The organism is Actinophytocola sp. (assembly GCF_036378875.1).
Classification (GTDB): Bacteria; Actinomycetota; Actinomycetes; order Mycobacteriales; family Pseudonocardiaceae; genus Actinophytocola.
On sequence record NZ_DASUVO010000101.1, the window covers coordinates 162,258 to 179,863 of the forward strand.

Below are 17,606 nucleotides of genomic sequence, written 5' to 3' on the forward strand. Positions count from 1 at the left end.
CGAAGGAGTTGGTATGCCAGAGGCGGTCATCGTTTCCGCGGTCCGTTCGCCCATCGGCCGGGCCGGCAAGGGTTCCCTGGTCGACATCCGGCCGGACGACCTGGTCGCGCAGATGGTGCGGGCCGCGCTGGACAAGATCCCCTCACTTGACCCCACCGACATCGACGACCTGATCCTCGGCTGCGGGCTGCCTGGCGGCGAGGCCGGTTTCAACATGGGTCGCGTGGTCTCGATCCTGCTCGGCTACGACCACCTGCCCGGCTGCACGGTGACCCGGTACTGCGCGTCCAGCCTGCAGACCACCCGCATGGCGTTCCACGCGATCAAGGCCGGCGAGGGCGACGTGTTCATCAGCGCCGGTGTGGAAACCGTGTCCCGGTACGCCAAGGGCAGCTCGGACAGCTGGCCGGACACGCACAACCCGATCTTCGCGGACGCGGAGGCACGGACGGCCACCACGGCCGCGTCGGGCGCCGAGGAGTGGCACGACCCGCGCGCCGACGACGCCGTGCCGGACATCTACATCGCGATGGGCCAGACCGCGGAGAACCTGGCGCTGACCAAGGGCGTGACGCGCCAGGACATGGACGAGTTCGGCGTGCGGTCGCAGAACCTGGCCGAGCAGGCGATCAAGGACGGCTTCTGGGCCAGGGAGATCATCCCGGTCACCCTGCCGGACGGCCGCGTGGTGGACACCGACGACGGCCCCCGGCCGGGCGTGACGTACGAGAAGACCTCGCAGCTGCAGCCGGTCTTCCGCCCGAACGGCCGGGTGACCGCGGGCAACTGCTGTCCGCTCAACGACGGCGCCGCGGCCCTGGTGATCATGTCCGACACGAAGGCGGCGTCGCTCGGCCTCACGCCGCTGGCCCGCATCGTGTCGACGGGCGTGTCGGGTCTGTCGCCGGAGATCATGGGCCTCGGCCCGGTGGAGGCGTCCCAGCGCGCGCTGGCCCGTGCCGGGATGACGATCGGCGACATCGACCTGGTGGAGATCAACGAGGCGTTCGCGGCGCAGGTGATCCCGTCCTACCGCGACCTCGGCATCGACCTCGACCGGCTCAACGTGAACGGCGGCGCCATCGCGGTGGGCCACCCGTTCGGCATGACGGGCGCCCGCATCACGACGACGCTCATCAACTCGCTTTCCTACCACGACAAGCAGTTCGGGCTCGAGACGATGTGCGTCGGCGGCGGCCAGGGCATGGCGATGGTGCTGGAACGCCTGAGCTGACCCAACGGTGGATGTCGGGGACGCCCGGCGACCTCGCCCCGGAGGCGCTCGCCGGGCAGTCCCCACGGGACCGCCGACCGAATAGTCCACTGTGGACAGATTCACCACACGTCGCGGCGCTCCGGTGGGAAACCGCTCCACCGCAACGAAGGCGGCAGGTGCGACTGGTCGTTGAACGTCACCAGCGTCGCCGGCCAGCCGCGCCGGTACTGGATGATCGTGAGCGCCGCGTTGGCTGCGTTGATGCCCAACCAGCGGGACGCGGGCGCCCCCAGTGCGGCACGCACGAACCAGCCAACGATCTGGCTGTGCGTGATGATCAGGTCCGACCGCGGCACCGGGGCGGTGAACTCGGCGAGCGCGCGGTCCGCGAGCCCGGGTCCGACCTCGTGCTGCTGTGTCGAGTAGTCCGCCACGTGCGCGAGGGCAACGGAGGCGAACTCCGGCGCCAGCTCGTTCGCGGACGGCGCGTAGGGCAGGTAGTCGCCGACCAGCGGCGACACCGACACGGGCACGTCCTTCAGCGCCGTGCACACCAGCGCGGCGGTCTCCGCGGCCCGCTTCACCGGGCTGTGGAACACCTCCGTCACCGGCAGCGACGCCAACCGCTCGCCCAGCAGCAAAGCCTGCGACCGGCCGACGTCCGTCAGTGATCCGGACGCCTCACCGTGCCGGGCCAGATACAGCGTTCTCACGACCGCTCCCCACAGGCTCCCCGCGGCCGCTGTTCTCGATGGTTCGATTGTTCGCTGGCTCCACTCACACGCTCGGCGCCATCCGTGTGGCCGCGGTGATCATGCGGTCGAACGCGTCGCCGTCCTTCGGGTCGTACAGGCCCGCCAGCAGCTTCAGCACGAGCTTCATCAGCGTTGCCCTCGGCAGCCCGTACTTCGTGGCGGTGCGCATGACGAGCGGGTTGCCGATGAGACGGCTGAAGATGTTGCCCAGCCGGTAGTAGCTGCCGAGCGCCTGCTTGAGCGCGATCGGATAGCCGTGCAGCGCCTTCTCCCGCGCCGGTCCCTCCGCGCGGGCGAGCGCCTGCACCACGACCTCGGCCGCGAGCTTCGCCGACTCCATCGCGTACCCGATGCCCTCTCCGTTGAACGGATTGACCATGCCGCCCGCGTCGCCGACGAGGAGCAGACCGCGCGAGTAGTGCGGCGTGCGGTTGAAACCCATCGGCAGGGCCGCTCCGCCGATCTTGCCAATCGCGTTGTGCTCACGGAACCCCCATTCCTCGGGAGTTCCATCCAGCCATGAACGCATCAGCGCGCGGTAGTCGGTCTTGCCGAAGGCCTTGGAGGTGGACAGGATCCCGAGCCCGACGTTCACCGTGCCGTCGCCCATGCCGAAAATCCAGCCGTAGCCGGGCAGGAGCTTCGGCTCGGCCGCGTCGGAACGGTCCCACAGCTCCAGGTGCGACTCGAGGTAGTCGTCCTTGCTGCGCGGCGACGCGTAGTACCGCCGCACGGCCACACCCATCGGCCGCTTCTCCAGCTTGTCGATGCCGACGGACAGCGCGAGCCGAGCGGACACGCCGTCACAGCCGAGGACGAGCGGCGCCCGGTAGGTGACGGACTCGCGGCCCGGCCCGGACTTGGCGGTGACCCCGACCACGCGACCGTTGCGCTCGTCGGTGACGGCGCCGGTGACCGTGGTGTTCTCCATCAGCCGCGCGCCGGCGGCCTGCGCGGTGCGCGCGAGCATCTCGTCGAAGTCCTGCCGTGGCCGGACGACCCCGTAGGGCGGGAACGTCGCCAGATCGGGCCAGTCCAGTTCGAGGGTGACGCCGCCGCCGACCACGCGCAGGCCCTTGTTGTGCAGCCAACCGGCTTCCTCGCGGGTGTCCACACCGAGATCGATGAGCTGCTTCACACCACGCGGAGTGAGCCCGTCACCACACACTTTCTCGCGGGGGAACGTGCTTTTCTCCAACAGCAACACATCGAGCCCCGCGCGGGCGAGGTAGGTCGCCGCCGTGGAACCGGCTGGACCGGCACCGACCACGATGACCTCGGCGTCCTCCGCCGGCTTGCGTCGGCTGGGCGTTCCCATCACGGCTCCCTCGCGCTTGTGAATTCATTCACGAACCAGGCCATTTTATCCCGGCGCCGACGAGCTCAGCCGCATGCCGAAACAGACGCCCGACGGGAAACGATGCCACGGTTGTCAGGACTCGCATGGCCCGGGGGACGGATATGCCGAGCACCGTCGCGTTGGCGCCATTGCGCCAGGTGGCCGTGGTCACTGGCGCGATGGTGGTCGTGACATGCACCGCTGGCATGCTCGCGACCTGGTCGGCATGGCACCGGTACGAGATCGCGGTGGCCTTTGTGGCCGGTGAACCGGACATCGGCGTCGCGGACTACGTTGGCGCCGACAACACCGCGGCCAACACCGCGCTGCTGTGGTTGCTGGCCTACGCGGTGACGGCAGTGACGTTCCTGACATGGTCATGGCGCACCCGCTGCAACGCGGAACGGTTGAACCCCGTACCGCACCGCCTGAGCCGCGGCTGGACGATCGGCGGCTGGCTCGTGCCGTTCTTCCCGCTGATCGTGCTCGAGGACGTGTGGCGCACGTCGCGTCCCAACCTGCCGAGCGTCGAGCACGCCCGCCAACTGCCGAGAGCGCCGCTGGTCCACTACTGGTGGTACACGGCACTGGCCTGCGTCGCGGCCGGCCTGTGGCTGACCGCCATCGGCGGCGGCACACCCACCCTCGACGAAGTGCTGACCATCGCCTCGGCCACCACCGTGCTTGCCACGTTGCAGATCGTGGCGGCCGCACTCGTGATCCCACTGATCCGCCAGGTCACCCAGTGGCAAACCCCACCATCGACGATTCACGTCTGACCCGAGCGCGTCTTTCGGGACACCAGGAGCAAGGAGCGAGGCCATACCGCGGGACCGCCGTGCCCGCCCGAGAAGCGAGCGTCACCTGCCGCGCAGGCCGTACCCGCTGCCATTCGGTGACAGGGTCAGCGATGTGTCCTTCCGTCACGGGAATGTCCACTGTGGATGGTGCGGTGACCGGGGTGGCGGGGAGGAGCATGGGACCGACGTTATGCGGGTCCGGGGTGGCGGACATTGCGGTTTACCACAGGATTGGACTGCGGTGGACCGTAGTGTTTTGGTGCGGTGGACCGCAGTCAGCTCGGCTTGACGGCTCGGTGCAGGGCCACCACGCCGAGGGTGAGGTTCATCCACTCCACCTCGTCCCAGCCGGCCTTCGCGATCAGCTCGGCCAGCGTGCGCTGGTCGTGCCAGTCGCGCATCGACTCGGCCAGGTAGGCGTACGCGGCCTTGTTCGACGAGAACGGGCTGGTGATCCGGGGCAGCAGCCGCAGGACCACGTTGTGGTGCATCCACCGGATCGGGCGGAACGGCGGCTGTGACACCTCGCAGATCACCAGGCGCCCACCCGGCCGCACGATCCGGCACATCTCGCGCAGCGCGGCCACCGTGTCGTCCATGTTGCGCAGGCCGAAGGACACCGTGACCGCGTCGAAGGAGTCCGACGCGAACGGCAGGTGGAACGCGTCCGCCGCCACCTTGGGGACCTCCCGGCGCGCGCCGCTGCGCAGCATGCCGAGGGAGAAGTCCGCGGCGACGCACCATGCGCCGGACTTCGCGTACTCCGCGGTCGACACCGCGGTGCCCGCGGCCAGGTCCAGCACTCGCTCGTCCGGCCCGGCGTCCAGCACTCGTCTGGTCAGCCAGCGCCACCGACGGTCGAACCCGAGCGTCATAACCGAGTTCGTCCGGTCGTAGCCCTCCGCGACGCCGTCGAACATGTCGGCCACGTCGCGTCGGTTCTTGTCCAGCCCGGCACGTGACATGCCCGAACCCTACGGCACCCTCTACGCGGCCAGCACGCTGGCGCTCACCTGCGCATAGTGGCCCAGTAACTCCTCGCACACGGCGGGCCACGTCCGCGCCAGCACCGATTCCCGCGCCGCGGTCCCCAGCCGCCACCGCAGGCCGGGGTGGCGGAGCTGGTCCACGTACGTCATGAGCTGGTCGGCGAACCTGTCGTCGTCGTACGGCTCCAGCAGGTAACCGGTCCGGCCGTGGTCCACCAGGTCACGCGGGCCGCCAGCGGCCGGCACGAGCACCGGAAGGCCGGACGCCAGCGCCTCCTGCGCCGACTGGCAGAACGTCTCGTGCGGGCCGGGATGGACGAACACGTCCAGCGACGCGTACGCGGTGGCGAGTTCGGTGCCGGTCCGGAAACCGAGGAACGCCGCGTTCGGCATCAGCCTGCGCAACGCCTCCTCGTCAGGTCCTTCGCCGACGACCACCACCCGCACGCCCGGCAGACCGTCCAGGCAGGCGAGCCGGTGCACGTGCTTCTCCGGCGCCAGGCGGCCGACGTACCCGACGAGCAGTTCGTCGCGCGGTGCGAGCAGTGCACGCAGCGCGGAGTCCACGCGGTGGGGTGTGAACAGTTCGGTGTCGACGCCCCGTGCCCATCGGTGCACGCGTGGTACCCCGTGGTCGGTCAGCGCACGGACCGACGCGTGTGACGGCGCCAGCGTGCGGTCCGCGTTGCTGTGCAGTTTGCGGATCCACCGCCAAGCCGCCCGCGCGCCGTGCTTGAGCCCGTACGCGGCGGCGAATCCGGCCACGTCGGTCTGGTACACGGCGACCGTCGGCACGCCGAGCCGCCGCGCGGATCTGAGCCCGGACGCGCCGAGCACGAACGGCGACGCGAGGTGCACGACGTCCGGCGCGAACTCGGTCAGCGCCGCGTGCACCTTCGGGGACGGCACACCGATCGGCAGCGAGCTGATGACCGGCAGGTCGACCGCGCGTACGCGACGGACCTCGGCGTGCCGGTAGCGGTCCGGACCCGGGCCCGGCGCCACGACCATGGCGTCGTGACCACGCCGCTCCAGGTGTTCCACGACGCGGAGAACCGAGTTCGTCACGCCGTTCACCTGCGGCAGGAAGCTCTCAGTGACGATGGCGACTCGCACGCACCGACCGTCGCAACCCGCGCTGTTGTGGGGAGAACGGCTGTGTGACGTCCCGGCGAACGTTGCACCAAGAATTAAGCGTCGTAATCCACAGTGACTTCAGCGGACAGCGGTAGCGCCTGGCAGGTCAGCACGAAACCGACGGCCACCTCGTGCTCCTCCAGCGCGTAGTTGCGGCGCATCTCGACCTCACCGGCTGTGACCCTGGCCCGGCAGGTGCCGCACACGCCACCCTTGCAGGCGAACGGCAGGTCGGCGCGGACGCGTTGCGCGGCGTCGAGGATCGGGGTGTCGGCGGGCAGGTTGAGCGTCGTCTCGCGACCGTCGAGGAGCACCGTGACCCGCGCGACCGGTCCCTCCACACTGGACTCGTCGGCCCGCTTGGGCTCCGGCGGCGGCTCGTCGACGTAGAACAGCTCGCGGTGGATCTTCCCGCGGGAGACCTGATGTTCGGCGAGTGCGCGGTCCGCGTCCTGCAACATCCCGTACGGGCCGCACAGCCACCAGTGGTCCACATCGGACGTTGGCACGATCCCGTCGAGCAGCTTGGCGATCCGGTGAGCGTCGAGCCGCCCGGAGAACAGCTCGACGTCCGTCGGCTCGCGGGAGAGAACGTGGACGAGCTGGAACCGTTGCGGATAGCGGTCCTTCAGGTCGGCGAGCTCGTCGGCGAACATGACGGTGTCGGCACGCCGGTTGCCGTACAGCAGGGTGACGCTCGTGTCCTCTTCGGACAGCAGAGTGGACATGATGGACAGTGCCGGGGTGATCCCCGAGCCCGCCACGATGAAGGCGTGGTGCCGACCGGTCCCGTCTGGCGTGAACTTTCCTTGTGGTGGAAGGACTTCCAGCGTGTCGCCGGTTTCCAGTTGGTCCACGATCCTGGCGGAGAACAGCCCGCCGTCGACCCTGCGGACACCGATGCGCGGCGACGCGCCGGCGGGTGCGCAGATCGAGTAGGAGCGGCGTTCCTCTGTGCCGTCGACGTCCTGACGCAGGGTGAGGTACTGGCCGGGCCGGAACGCGAAGGTGCCGGCGAGGTCCGGCGGAACGTCGAAGGTGACGGCGACGGCGTCCGCGCACAGCCGGTCGACGCGGGCGACCGGGAGCTCGTGAAAACGCACCATCAGATCTCCTTGACGTGCTCGAACGGCTCGCGGCAGTCCTCGCAGCGCCGGAGCGCCTTGCACGCGGTGGACGAGAAGCGGGAAAGCTCGGTGGTCCGCGCGGAACCGCAGCGGGGGCAGGGAACTCGCCGCACCGGTGGGGTCAGGTTGAGCGTGATCGGCCCGGCTTTCCGTTGCGGCGGCGCGATCCCGTGCTCGGCGAGCTTGCGGCGGCCGTCCTCGCTGATCCAGTCGGTGGTCCAGGCGGGGGTGAGAACCGTGCGGACCTCGACGTGCTCGAAGCCGGCTTCGCTGAGCTTGCGGTGCAGGTCCTGCCGCATCTCGTGGAGCGCCGGACAGCCGGAGTAGGTGGGCGTGATGGTGACGGTGACGCGCCCGCCCTCCTCGCGGACGTCACGCAGGACCCCGAGATCGGCGAGCGTGAGCACCGGCAGCTCCGGATCGAGCACCTGCTCCGCGACACCGCGGGCATCGAGTTGTCCACAACCGACCGAGTTGTCCACAGGCGAGCGCGAAAGCCCGTTTTTGTCAGTCCCCGCTGGTAGACTGGCACGGCGGGACGCCCCCGGGATCGGGTGGGGGCTGGGCAACGCGCGCGCGAGCGGACTTTGCGTTTCGGGGTTTCTTTGAGTCATGGGGTCCCTCCTGGCTTCGAGTCGGCCAGGTGGTGGGGTTTCGCCAGCCAGTGCCCGCAGGGTTTGGGGGTGTTGGGCCTTCTCGGCACGGTTTCGGCTGGTCCCCATGTCCTGAGGGTGCCCTTCAGGCCAGCACGGCCGGTCACCACTGTGCTCCTGGCATTGAGCGGGCCAGGTGTTGCAGTTCTGCCAGCAGGTAGCCCATGGCCTCCGTGTGGACGCCGTCTCGGCCCGTTTTGCCCGCAATCGGCGACATGGGCGCGACCTCCGGGGTCGACAGGGCCGCTGCCTTGAACACCTGCGCCAGCACCGCGTCCACGTCCGCGCGGACCTCCGACGAGGGCACGGCGACGCCGGGCAGTGCGTGTTCCGCCTCGTGCGTGGTGAACAGTTCGTCCACCAGTGGCCACACCTGGTCCAGGCCGGCGATCATGCGGGTGCGCGAGTACTCCGTGCCGCCCGCCAGGCGCAGTGTCCACTGTGCCGCGTGGTCACGATGGTAGGCGAGTTCCTTCACGCCCTTCTCCGCGATCGCGGCCAGTACCGGGTCCGCCGACGTCGTCAAGCGCGTGAACACCGCCAGTCGCCACGTCGAGAAGACCAGCAGGCGGGCGATCGTCGTCGCGAAGTCGCCGCCTGGGCCTGGGCCGCAGTCGATCTCGGCCAGGCGGACGTTGCGGAACTCGTGTTCGTCGCGCAGGTAGGCCAGTGTGTCCTCGTCGCGGCCGTTGCCCTCCACCTCGCCGGCCCTGGTCAGGAGCAGGCGTGCCTGGCCAAGCAGGTCCAGCGCGATGTTCGCCAGTGCGACGTCCTCCTCCAGCTCCGGGGCGCGTGAGCACCACTCGGTCAGCCGCTGCGAGAGGATCAACGCGTCGTCGCCCAGCATCAGGCAGTAGGTCGACAGGTCCTGTGTGGACACCGACGCCGGTACCGTGCGGTCCACTCCGGACAGTGGGTCGTCGAAGCCCGTGCCGAACGCCCAGTGCTGGTCTCCGTCGGCCTCCGTGAGGGCGTCGTACGCGTTGTCGAAGCTCATAGGTGCGGCACGTCCTCGGGGATCGCGTAGAAGGTCGGGTGCCGGTACACCTTGTCGCCGCTCGGCGCGAAGAACGAGTCCTTCTCGTCCGGTGACGACGCGGTGATCGCCGCGGCCGGCACCACCCAGATGGACACGCCCTCGTTGCGCCGCGTGTACAGGTCGCGTGCGTTACGCAGGGCCATTTCCGCGTCGGGGGCGTGCAACGAGCCGACGTGCACGTGGTTCAGGCCGCGCTTGCTCCGCACGAACACCTCGTACAACGGCCAAGATGACCTGGTCATGATGCCACCGCCTCCTCGGCACGGGCCGCGTACGCGGACGCCGCCTCCCGCACCCACGCGCCGTCCTCGTGCGCCTTCCGCCGGTGCGCGAGACGCTGCTTGTTGCACGGGCCGGCGCCGCCGACCACGCGCCAGAACTCGTCCCAGTCGATCTCGCCGAAGTCGTGGTGGCCACGCTCGGGGTTCCAGCGGAGCAGAGGATCCGGCAACGTGACACCCAGCGCCTGCGCCTGCGGCACGGTCATGTCCACGAACCTCTGCCGCAGCTCGTCGTTGGTGTGCCGCTTGATCCGCCACGCCATCGACTGCTCGGTGTTGGCCGACGCCTCGTCCGACGGGCCGAACATCATCAGCGACGGCCACCACCAGCGGTTCACGGCGTCCTGGACCATGCGGCGCTGTTCGGGCGTCCCCCGCATCATGGTCATCAGCAGCTCGTAGCCCTGCCGCTGGTGGAAGGACTCCTCCTTGCAGATGCGGATCATCGCCCGCGCGTACGGTCCGTACGACGTGCGGCACAGCGGCACCTGGTTGCAGATCGCGGCGCCGTCGACCAGCCAGCCGACGACACCGACGTCCGCGAAGGACAGCGTCGGGTAGTTGAAGATCGACGAGTACTTCTGCCGGCCCTCGATGAGCTTCTCAGTGAGGTCCGTGCGGTCGGCGCCGAGCGTCTCGGTCGCCGCGTACAGGTACAGGCCGTGACCGGCCTCGTCCTGCACCTTGGCCAGCAGGATCGCCTTGCGGCGCAGCGACGGGGCGCGGCTGATCCAGTTGGCCTCCGGCTGCATGCCGATGATCTCCGAATGGGCATGCTGGGCGACCTGTCGGATAAGCGTCCTGCGGTAGCCGTCGGGCATCCAGTCCCGCGGCTCGACCCGCTGCTCGGCCTCGACCAGTCGCGTGAAATCAGCCTCACTCACGACCCGATGTTACACCTGGACGCGCCAATTGAGGAGAAGTGTTACATCCGGCGACGCAGCCACCACACTGCCGGTACGACCACCGCCCACACGCCGACCAGCGTCAACCCGACCGGCAGGAGTGTCACGACCGCGCCGCGACCGGCCACGCGGACCAGCTCCGGGTTGTCCTTGCGGTACTCGACCTCGACGACGTCGCCGACCTCGAGACCGGACGGGTACAGCACGCCGAGCTGCGGGATGTGCTCCGCGCCGTCGGGTGTGTAGAAGCGGACGAGAGTGCGGGAGAAGTTGTCGGAGACGACCTCGGCGTCCACGGTCCCGAGGTCCTTGTTGATCGAGTTGTCCTCGGTCCACGCCGCGACCACCAGGACGAGACCGAGGAACGTGATGATCCCGGCCAACGCCAGCAGGCCGCGTGCCGCCCACCGCCGCACGAGCGGCCCGCGACTGTTCGTCACCTGCTGTGTCACACCGTTGAGCGTAGCCACCCAATCGGCGGGCACGCGGCAACCCTCCGCGCACAACCAGGCGACACCCTCATCCGACCGAGTGGCGCGACCACTGCCTGCTTACGAATGGCGGCGGCAAAGCGATCAAGAGCGACAGTGACCGAAATCGGGCCAGAGGAAAAAAAGGGTAGCGAGTGGGCGACGGCGCTCGACCGGGTGGAGCAAGCCGGCGTGATTGCTCCTTTTGGATTACACCGTTCGTCGGGTCCGAAAAATATTCGCGGTCCGTAATATCTCGCTGCGTGCCTGGTCAGCCCATCAAGTGATCGGGTGCCGAAGAGATCGTGGAGGACGTGTGCAACGAAGAATTCTCGTCGGCCTGACCAGTGTCGCCCTGGCGGCGACCGGGCTGACGACATTGAGTACGGCCGCGCAGGCGGCGCCACCTCCGGGCGACACGGCGACGGCCGTCGCGGCGCCCGTCGACGACCTGCCCAACCCCGCGGAGGAAAAGCGCCGCGTGCTGCGCCAGGAGGCGCTCGCCGACGTGCTGACCGGCGAGAAGACCGCGGTGAAGCGCGGCGACAGCACCGTGGTGAAGATGGGCACCAAGCCAGGGCCGAAGACGAAGAACAAGAACAAGGGCCAGGTCGACCAGTACGTCGAGCTGTCCCGTGAGAAGACCGACAACATCTTCGTCGTGCTCGTGGAGTTCGGGAACGAGCGCCACCCGGACTACCCCGACCAGGACACCGACCCGAACACCGTCGGCCCGGTCAAGTTCGACGGACCGCTGCACAACGAGATCCCGGAGCCGGACCGCACCAAGGACAACTCCACGATCTGGCAGCCGGACTACAGCCGCGAGCACTTCCAGGACCTGTATTTCTCGACCGACCCCGGAGTCGACTCGGTCGCGAACTACTACACCAAGCAGTCCTCCGGCCGTTACTCCGTGCAGGGCTTTGTCACCGACTGGGTGAAGGTCAAGTTCAACGAGGCCCGCTACGGCCGCTCCAACGGCTTCCCGTGCGGCAGCAACGTCTGCGACAACTCGTACGACCTGGTCAAGGACGGCGTGAACCAGTGGTACACCGACCAGATCGCGTCCGGCCGCCCGGCGGCGGAGGTCAAGGCGCAGCTGGCCGAGTACGACGTCTGGGACCGCACCGACTACGACGGTGACGGCAACTTCGACGAGCCCGACGGCTACATCGACCACTTCCAGATCGTCCACTCCGGTGGCGACCAGGCCGACGGCGACCCGATCCAGGGTGAGGACGCCGTGTGGAGCCACCGCGCCTTCGCCTTCGGCAACACCACCAGCGGCCCCAGCGGCAACCTCCAGGGTGGCGCCCAGATCGCCGACACCGGCATCTGGGTCGGCGACTACACGGTGCAGCCGGAGAACGGCGGCATCGGCGTGTTCTGCCACGAGTACGGCCACGACCTGGGCCTGCCCGACCTGTACGACTGGTCCGGCGGCGGCCAGAACCACGTCAACTGGTGGTCGCTGATGGCGCAGCAGCGCGTCTCCGGCCCCGGCGAGGTGCTCGGCTCGCGGGTCAACGACATGGACCCGTGGTCGAAGCTGCAGCTCGGCTGGCTGGACTACGAGGTCGTGGTGGCCGGCCAGACGAAGACGCTGGACCTCGGCCCGCACGAGTACAACTCGGCCAAGGCACAGGCCGCCGTCGTGGTGCTGCCCGACAAGCAGGTGCAGTTCCAGTACGGCGCTCCGTTCGCCGGCGCGAACCAGTGGTGGAGCACCAAGGGCGACAACCTGGACACCACGATGACCAGGACGGTCGACCTGACCGGCAAGACGAGCGCGTCGCTCGACCTGAAGGCCAGGTACGCCATCGAGGAGGACTTCGACTACCTGTACGTGCAGGCCTCCACGGACGGCGGCTCGACCTGGCAGGTGCTCGACGGCACCACCGGCGGCGTCCCGTTCTCCCGTGACTCCGGCAACCAGCCCGCGCTGACCGGCTCGTCCGACGGCCAGTGGCTGGACATGCACGTGCCGCTCGACTCGCTGGCCGGCCAGTCCGCGCAGCTGCGGTTCCGGTACAAGACCGACGGCGGTTGGGTCGAGGACGGCTTCTTCGCCGACGAGATCAAGATCTCCGCCGACGGCCAGCCCGTGTTGACCGACGGCGCCGAGTCGGGCGCCAACGGCTGGACGCTGAAGGGTTTCCGCACCGCACCGACGACGGAGACCCAACTGTTCGACAACTTCTACATCGCGTCGAACCGCACGTACGAGTCCTACGACAAGTACATGAAGACTGGCCCGTACAACGTGGTAAACGTCGCGGCCAACCCCGACTGGGTGGAGCACTTCCCGTACGAGACCGGCCTCGGTGTCTGGTACTGGGACACGTCCTACACGGACAACAACACCAGCCAGCACCAGGGCAACGGTCAGATCCTCCCGATCGACGCGCACCCCGCGCCGATCTACAACCTGGAGGGCGTGCCGTGGCGCGAGCGGATCGCGGGCTATGACGCGCCGTTCTCGCTGGAGAAGGCGGACTCGTTCACGCTGCACGTGAACGGCAAGCCGAGCTACATCCGCGGGCAGGCGGCGGTGCCGTTGTTCGACGACACCAAGAAGTTCTGGTACGCGGAGCAGCCGAACGCCGGCGTGAAGCTCCCCGCCACCGGGACGACGATCCGGGTCGTGTCGCAGAACGGCACGTCGATGAAGATCCGGATCGGCAAGAAGTAGGCGCTACGACGAAACGGGCCCCGCACAATGGAGTGCGGGGCCCGTTCTCGTTCAGTAGCCGCCACCACCCGCGTCGCCGCCGCCGTCGCCGCCACCGTCGAAGCCGCCGCCGGCCGCGCTGAAACCGCCGTCCGACCAGGAAGCGACGGCGAACAGGCTCACGATCACGCTCGCGTGGGACAGTCGCACTCCCGAAGCGCCTTCCCGAGGGCGCGGCGCCAGTGTGCGGGCACCCGCGACCGTGACACCACGCAGGTTCAGCAGCCAGCCAGCCACCACCAGCGCCACCACGCCGACCGTGACGCCCAGCGCCACGTGACCGGCGCCCCGTGCCAGCGCGGTCGCCGCCACCACGGGCGCGGCCAGCGCGGCGAACGACCCGAGTGTTCGGCGGCCCGGCCCCACCCGCAGCCCGGCCCCGGTCACCTTCGCGCCGACGGGCGCCAGCGCCGCTTCGACGTCCGGCAGATCCATGAAACCGACCAGCCCGTTGGCGTTACCAATTCCTTTGTAGACGGCTCGGCTGAGCGGATCTCCCGCGCCACGCGCCAATGCGGTGTTGGTCCGCACCAAGCCGTGGGCGCGTGACCGCTGTGCCACGCCGAGACCGACGAGCGTGCTCATCGCACCGACCAGCGCCCCACCCGCACCGCGGGCCGCGTAGCCGCGCTCGACGAGCGTGAAGTCCGCCGGGTCACGGCGTGACCACGGCAAGGTCAGGATGGCCACCGCCGCCACCAGCAGCGCGGCCGCGATCATGTACACCATGAGTTCCCCCCTCGTTCAGTAGCCGCTCGAGTCGCCGCCACCACCGAAGTCGCCGTTGGCACCGAAACTGCTGGTAGGGGCGTTGTGCTCCGGCAGCGAACCGGCGCCGGACGAGAGGTTCGCGAACCCCCAGCCCATGCCCCGCCGGCCGGAACCACGCAGTGCCGAGGTGTCGCCTTGCTCCGCCGCGCCCAAAGTGCGGGTGCCGGCGATCGTGGTGCCCCGCAGCACCACCAGCCAGGCCGCCACCAGAACCATGACCACACCGACGACAATGCCCGTGACATCCCGGAAACCGTGCGCCACCAAGACATTCACCGGCGCGGCCAGCGCGGCGGCCGACCCGAGCGCTCGACGGACTTTCCCCACCCGCAGACCCGCGGCACGCGCCCGTTCGGCGACGGCCGGCAACGCCTTTCTGACGCCGGGATACTCCTGTAGGGCGGACGGCCCCCGGCGCACACCGGTCGCGCTGTAGACAGCTCGTGTGAATGGATCGGTCCCACTTGGCAACGATGTGTCGGTCCGCGCCATGCCACGCACGCGGGAGGGCTGCAACGTGCCCGCGTCGACGAGTTGGCGCAGTGCCCCGATCACCGCGCCACGCGGGCCGCGCCACGCGTAGCCGAGCTCGGCGGTGGTGAAGTCGGCCGGGTCACGGCGCGACCACGGCAATGTCAGGATGGCCACCGCCCCCACCAGCAGCGCGGCCGCGATCACGTACGTCATGAAGTCAGTGTGCGGCCTGGGACCGTCCACACGGAGAACTCAATACGACTGATGCCCAAGCGTGAGAGACACCTGCCGAACGTCCAGGATGTCCCCTCAGCCCCCGCCGGATGAGACCGGCGAGATCAGCCCGCGGGCGGTGTGGTGGATGGCCAGCGACCCCCCAGACGCTCGAGGCTGATTATGCCTGGAGGAACGCCTTCCAGGAGGCGGCGGGGAAGGCGAGCGTGGGGCCGGTGGGATTCTTGGAGTCCCGAACGGCCGTGACGGTTCGATCGACGACCACCTCGAGACAGTTGGCATCGCTCGTGCTTCGGCTGCTCTTGCGCCACTTGGTCTGGGTCTCCATCTGCGGCTCCTCAGGTCAACTCGCCGGCGAGGTCGGCAATGAACCGCACCGAGTCCTCCGGCGACAGGGCCATGGAACGAAGCTCTCGCCAGGCGATTCTAGCCCGCCGAAGTTCGGTGGGTTCCTCAAGAAAACCACTCGCACTTCGGACCTCCACGAACACGAGAGTCGGTTGGGTATCGAACTCCATGATCATCATTGGGCCTTCCAGGCCTGGGTTCTCGCCAACCCCGAAAGGCACCACCAAGATCTCCACCCGAGGTCGGTTGGCCATGTTGAGCAAATGCTGAAGCTGGCCACGCATGCAGTCGGAACCGCCTACCGCCCGACGGAGCACCATCTCGTCCACCATCACGGAAAGCATCGGCCCGTCGGGGCGGCTCAGCATTGCCCGCCTTCCCATCCTTGTGCGCACGAAATGATCAACCACCCCCTCGCCCAAGTCGCGGTTGCCTGTGCTGATAATCGCCCTGGCGTACTCGTCGGTCTGGAGCAGGCCCGGCACCACCAGTGGCTCGTAGTTGTAGATGGCCGTGGCGTCGCTCTCCATCCGGAGCAGGATCTTCCAGTGCTTCGGCAGGCCGCTCCCGATCTGGATCCAGTTGGGCTTCTCGCCATCGCGGACCAGGGTCAGCAACTCGTCTCTCAGCTTGGAAGGGGTCTCGAGGTAGCCGAGCATGGCGGCCACATCGTCGGGATACAGGCCCCGCACGCCTGTCTCCATTCGACTGACCTTGCTGACCGACCAGTCCAACGCGTCAGCGACCTGCTGGCACGTCAAACCCTTGGCCTGGCGCAACGCCCGCAGCTCGGCCGATACCCTGCGCTGGCGTACGGAGGCACGATTGTCATTGCCCATGAGTCCACAATGGCCCGTTGCCACATCGGCAAGAAAGCGAGTTCACCCGATCGGAACTTGATTGCCGAACTGGAACAAATCCATGCTGCACTGCATGCAAAATACCTGGCAGTTCAGCGGCGCCTACGCCAACTGGACGATGACCATCTCGATCTCGGCGCCGGACCATCTCGACCGGCCCGACATGGTGGAGTTTCCGGTGCGGCAGTTCGACAATCTCGGCCGACAGTTCCACGATGCCGTCAACCTGTACGAAAGCCTCCGCTACCAGGACGACTGGGCCTCCCGCGCCGGGATATACGGCTCCCGCGTGTACTAGGAGCAGAGGGCGACGTCCATGGCGCCACGCATGTGTTCGACGGCCGCCCCGCTGGTCAGCGCGGTGATGTAAACCGTTGCCGCACGGCCGGAATCATCCTGGCCGCTCACGGTCGCGACGCCGCCGCCTGCCAGGTCGCCCCCGTGGGCCCAAATGTGGCCGCCGCACCCCAAAGGCAGCCGGATCAGGCCGAGGCCGTATTTCACACCACGTCCCAGAGCCGGCGCCCGCACGGCGGTCCGCATCTCGGCCAGTACCCAGCGTGGCAACAGGCGGCCACCGAACAACTTCTGCCAGAACCGGTTGAGATCCGACGGCGTGGACACCATCGCACCGCCCGCGCCGGCCCAGGACGGCTCGAACTCGGTGACGTCGACCAGCGGTCCGGCCGGATTGGCGTTGTCCACGGTGTAGTTGCGGGCGTGTGGGCCGCGGATGCGCCGCTCCCCGGCCCGCGGCCAGTACGTGTCACGCAGGTGCGCAGGGCGGATCACCAGCTCGGTCACGGCCGTGCCGATGTCCTGGTGCGTCACCCTTTCCACGATCATCCCGGCGAGAACGTAGCCGGTGTTGGAGTACTTCCAGCCCTCGCCGGGGTCGAAGTCCGGCTTGTGGGACAGGGCGATCCGGACCAGCTCCGCCGCCTCGACCGGCCGGTTCCGCTCGGCGGGGTTCACAAACCTGACGTAGTCCGGCAGCCCGCTGGCGTGTTGCAGCAGTTGGCGCACGGTGATGGCGCGGCCGTCGATCGCGCTTCCCTCTCCGGTGCCCCGCACCACCCCGGGCAGGTAGGTCTCGACCGGCGCGTCGAGCCGAACCCGGTGCCGGGCAACCAACCGCAGCACCGCGGCCGCCGTGAACGGCTTGGTAACGCTTGCGATCCGGAATCGGCCGTCGCCGTCGACCATCGGCCGAGCCGTGCCCAGCTCGGCCGTACCGGACGTGAGCGTGACCGACCTGCCACGCCGATCGCGGACCTCGGCCAGCGCACCGGGAATCCGGTCGGCGCTGGTCATCAGGTCGAGTTGGGCTCTGACGGCCGCGGCATCGGTGATCGGACCATGTTCGGCGGCGGCCGGTGCGGACAACGACACGACCGACGCGCCCGCCGCGATGGCCACCACGGCGCGACGGACGGTCAATAACATGAATGCCATCGACCAATGCTGTTGCCCG

At 68.7% G+C, this 17,606-nt stretch carries 19 protein-coding genes; 4 read left to right on the forward strand and 15 right to left on the reverse strand.

Features of this window, described 5'->3' with window-relative positions; all coding sequences use genetic code 11:
* The first annotated feature begins 13 nt into the window (after positions 1-13).
* Entirely contained in the window at positions 14-1,234 is a 1,221-nt protein-coding gene (locus tag VF106_RS29855; RefSeq protein ID WP_330843208.1) for an acetyl-CoA C-acetyltransferase, read from the forward strand.
* Positions 1,235-1,335: 101 nt separating this feature from the next.
* Here the strand turns inward: VF106_RS29855 and VF106_RS29860 are convergent, their stop codons facing one another.
* Both VF106_RS29860 and VF106_RS29865 read right to left on the reverse strand, forming a co-directional pair.
* Positions 1,336-1,929: a histidine phosphatase family protein gene (locus VF106_RS29860; protein ID WP_330843209.1), complete on the reverse strand. Its 594-nt coding sequence runs from the start codon at positions 1,927-1,929 to the stop codon at positions 1,336-1,338.
* A gap of 64 nt (positions 1,930-1,993) precedes the next feature.
* The gene (locus VF106_RS29865) at positions 1,994-3,289 is read right to left on the reverse strand and encodes a geranylgeranyl reductase family protein (protein WP_330843210.1); all 1,296 of its coding nucleotides are present in this window, start codon (positions 3,287-3,289) and stop codon (positions 1,994-1,996) included.
* 143 nt (positions 3,290-3,432) lie between these two features.
* Between VF106_RS29865 and VF106_RS29870 the strand changes: the two genes are divergently transcribed.
* Entirely contained in the window at positions 3,433-4,089 is a 657-nt protein-coding gene (locus VF106_RS29870; RefSeq protein ID WP_330843211.1) for a DUF4328 domain-containing protein, read from the forward strand.
* Between the two features lie 296 nt (positions 4,090-4,385).
* On the opposite strand, the gene VF106_RS29875 is transcribed toward VF106_RS29870, so the two are convergent.
* From VF106_RS29875 to VF106_RS29910, 8 genes are all read right to left on the reverse strand, one after another.
* Entirely contained in the window at positions 4,386-5,075 is a 690-nt protein-coding gene (locus VF106_RS29875) for a demethylmenaquinone methyltransferase (protein ID WP_330843212.1), read from the reverse strand.
* A gap of 21 nt (positions 5,076-5,096) precedes the next feature.
* Positions 5,097-6,215 (reverse strand): glycosyltransferase family 4 protein, encoded by a 1,119-nt coding sequence (locus VF106_RS29880; RefSeq protein WP_330843213.1) that lies wholly within the window; start codon positions 6,213-6,215, stop codon positions 5,097-5,099.
* Between the two features lie 74 nt (positions 6,216-6,289).
* Positions 6,290-7,342, reverse strand: a complete 1,053-nt coding sequence (paaE, locus tag VF106_RS29885) for a 1,2-phenylacetyl-CoA epoxidase subunit PaaE (RefSeq protein ID WP_330843214.1) — start codon at positions 7,340-7,342, stop codon at positions 6,290-6,292.
* Positions 7,342-7,845 (reverse strand): 1,2-phenylacetyl-CoA epoxidase subunit PaaD, encoded by a 504-nt coding sequence (gene paaD / locus VF106_RS29890; RefSeq protein ID WP_330843215.1) that lies wholly within the window; start codon positions 7,843-7,845, stop codon positions 7,342-7,344. The genes paaE and paaD overlap by 1 nt, the downstream gene beginning before the upstream one ends.
* 274 nt (positions 7,846-8,119) lie before the next feature.
* A complete protein-coding gene (gene paaC, locus VF106_RS29895) occupies positions 8,120-9,013 on the reverse strand; it encodes a 1,2-phenylacetyl-CoA epoxidase subunit PaaC (RefSeq protein WP_330843216.1) in 894 nt (297 codons plus the stop codon).
* Positions 9,010-9,297, reverse strand: coding sequence for a 1,2-phenylacetyl-CoA epoxidase subunit PaaB (paaB, locus tag VF106_RS29900; RefSeq protein WP_330843217.1), 288 nt, complete (start codon positions 9,295-9,297; stop codon positions 9,010-9,012). The genes paaC and paaB overlap by 4 nt, the downstream gene beginning before the upstream one ends.
* Positions 9,294-10,220, reverse strand: a complete 927-nt coding sequence (gene paaA / locus VF106_RS29905) for a 1,2-phenylacetyl-CoA epoxidase subunit PaaA (RefSeq protein ID WP_330843218.1) — start codon at positions 10,218-10,220, stop codon at positions 9,294-9,296. Before paaA ends, paaB begins: the two co-directional genes overlap by 4 nt.
* Positions 10,221-10,261: 41 nt before the next feature.
* Positions 10,262-10,693, reverse strand: coding sequence for a DUF3592 domain-containing protein (locus tag VF106_RS29910; protein ID WP_330843219.1), 432 nt, complete (start codon positions 10,691-10,693; stop codon positions 10,262-10,264).
* A gap of 334 nt (positions 10,694-11,027) precedes the next feature.
* On the opposite strand from VF106_RS29910, the gene VF106_RS29915 reads away from it, so the two are divergent.
* The gene (locus tag VF106_RS29915) at positions 11,028-13,406 is read left to right on the forward strand and encodes an immune inhibitor A domain-containing protein (RefSeq protein WP_330843220.1); all 2,379 of its coding nucleotides are present in this window, start codon (positions 11,028-11,030) and stop codon (positions 13,404-13,406) included.
* 51 nt (positions 13,407-13,457) lie between these two features.
* Here the strand turns inward: VF106_RS29915 and VF106_RS29920 are convergent, their stop codons facing one another.
* From VF106_RS29920 to VF106_RS29935, 4 genes are all read right to left on the reverse strand, one after another.
* Positions 13,458-14,174 carry a hypothetical protein gene (locus VF106_RS29920; RefSeq protein WP_330843221.1) on the reverse strand — a complete coding sequence of 239 codons (717 nt, stop codon included), beginning with the start codon at positions 14,172-14,174 and terminating at the stop codon, positions 13,458-13,460.
* 15 nt (positions 14,175-14,189) lie between these two features.
* Entirely contained in the window at positions 14,190-14,903 is a 714-nt protein-coding gene (locus tag VF106_RS29925) for a hypothetical protein (RefSeq protein WP_330843222.1), read from the reverse strand.
* Positions 14,904-15,084: 181 nt separating this feature from the next.
* Positions 15,085-15,252 carry a DUF397 domain-containing protein gene (locus VF106_RS29930; protein ID WP_330843223.1) on the reverse strand — a complete coding sequence of 56 codons (168 nt, stop codon included), beginning with the start codon at positions 15,250-15,252 and terminating at the stop codon, positions 15,085-15,087.
* Positions 15,253-15,262: 10 nt separating this feature from the next.
* Positions 15,263-16,111: a helix-turn-helix domain-containing protein gene (locus VF106_RS29935; protein WP_330843224.1), complete on the reverse strand. Its 849-nt coding sequence runs from the start codon at positions 16,109-16,111 to the stop codon at positions 15,263-15,265.
* Positions 16,112-16,205: 94 nt separating this feature from the next.
* Between VF106_RS29935 and VF106_RS29940 the strand changes: the two genes are divergently transcribed.
* Entirely contained in the window at positions 16,206-16,430 is a 225-nt protein-coding gene (locus tag VF106_RS29940; protein ID WP_330843225.1) for a hypothetical protein, read from the forward strand.
* On the opposite strand, the gene VF106_RS29945 is transcribed toward VF106_RS29940, so the two are convergent.
* Positions 16,427-17,587 carry a serine hydrolase domain-containing protein gene (locus VF106_RS29945; RefSeq protein WP_330843226.1) on the reverse strand — a complete coding sequence of 387 codons (1,161 nt, stop codon included), beginning with the start codon at positions 17,585-17,587 and terminating at the stop codon, positions 16,427-16,429. The genes VF106_RS29940 and VF106_RS29945 overlap by 4 nt on opposite strands.
* Positions 17,588-17,606: the final 19 nt, after the last annotated feature.

Coding starts and splice junctions, on each gene's coding strand:
- VF106_RS29865 (WP_330843210.1), bottom strand. CDS start 3,289: ATGGGAACGCCCAGCCGACGCAAGCCGGCGGAGGACGCCGAGGTCATC.
- VF106_RS29935 (WP_330843224.1), bottom strand. CDS start 16,111: ATGGGCAATGACAATCGTGCCTCCGTACGCCAGCGCAGGGTATCGGCC.
- VF106_RS29920 (WP_330843221.1), bottom strand. CDS start 14,174: ATGGTGTACATGATCGCGGCCGCGCTGCTGGTGGCGGCGGTGGCCATC.
- VF106_RS29925 (WP_330843222.1), bottom strand. CDS start 14,903: ATGACGTACGTGATCGCGGCCGCGCTGCTGGTGGGGGCGGTGGCCATC.
- paaB (WP_330843217.1), bottom strand. CDS start 9,297: ATGACCAGGTCATCTTGGCCGTTGTACGAGGTGTTCGTGCGGAGCAAG.
- VF106_RS29870 (WP_330843211.1), top strand. CDS start 3,433: ATGCCGAGCACCGTCGCGTTGGCGCCATTGCGCCAGGTGGCCGTGGTC.
- VF106_RS29875 (WP_330843212.1), bottom strand. CDS start 5,075: ATGTCACGTGCCGGGCTGGACAAGAACCGACGCGACGTGGCCGACATG.
- paaC (WP_330843216.1), bottom strand. CDS start 9,013: ATGAGCTTCGACAACGCGTACGACGCCCTCACGGAGGCCGACGGAGAC.
- VF106_RS29855 (WP_330843208.1), top strand. CDS start 14: ATGCCAGAGGCGGTCATCGTTTCCGCGGTCCGTTCGCCCATCGGCCGG.
- VF106_RS29945 (WP_330843226.1), bottom strand. CDS start 17,587: ATGGCATTCATGTTATTGACCGTCCGTCGCGCCGTGGTGGCCATCGCG.
- VF106_RS29930 (WP_330843223.1), bottom strand. CDS start 15,252: ATGGAGACCCAGACCAAGTGGCGCAAGAGCAGCCGAAGCACGAGCGAT.
- VF106_RS29940 (WP_330843225.1), top strand. CDS start 16,206: ATGCAAAATACCTGGCAGTTCAGCGGCGCCTACGCCAACTGGACGATG.
- paaE (WP_330843214.1), bottom strand. CDS start 7,342: ATGGTGCGTTTTCACGAGCTCCCGGTCGCCCGCGTCGACCGGCTGTGC.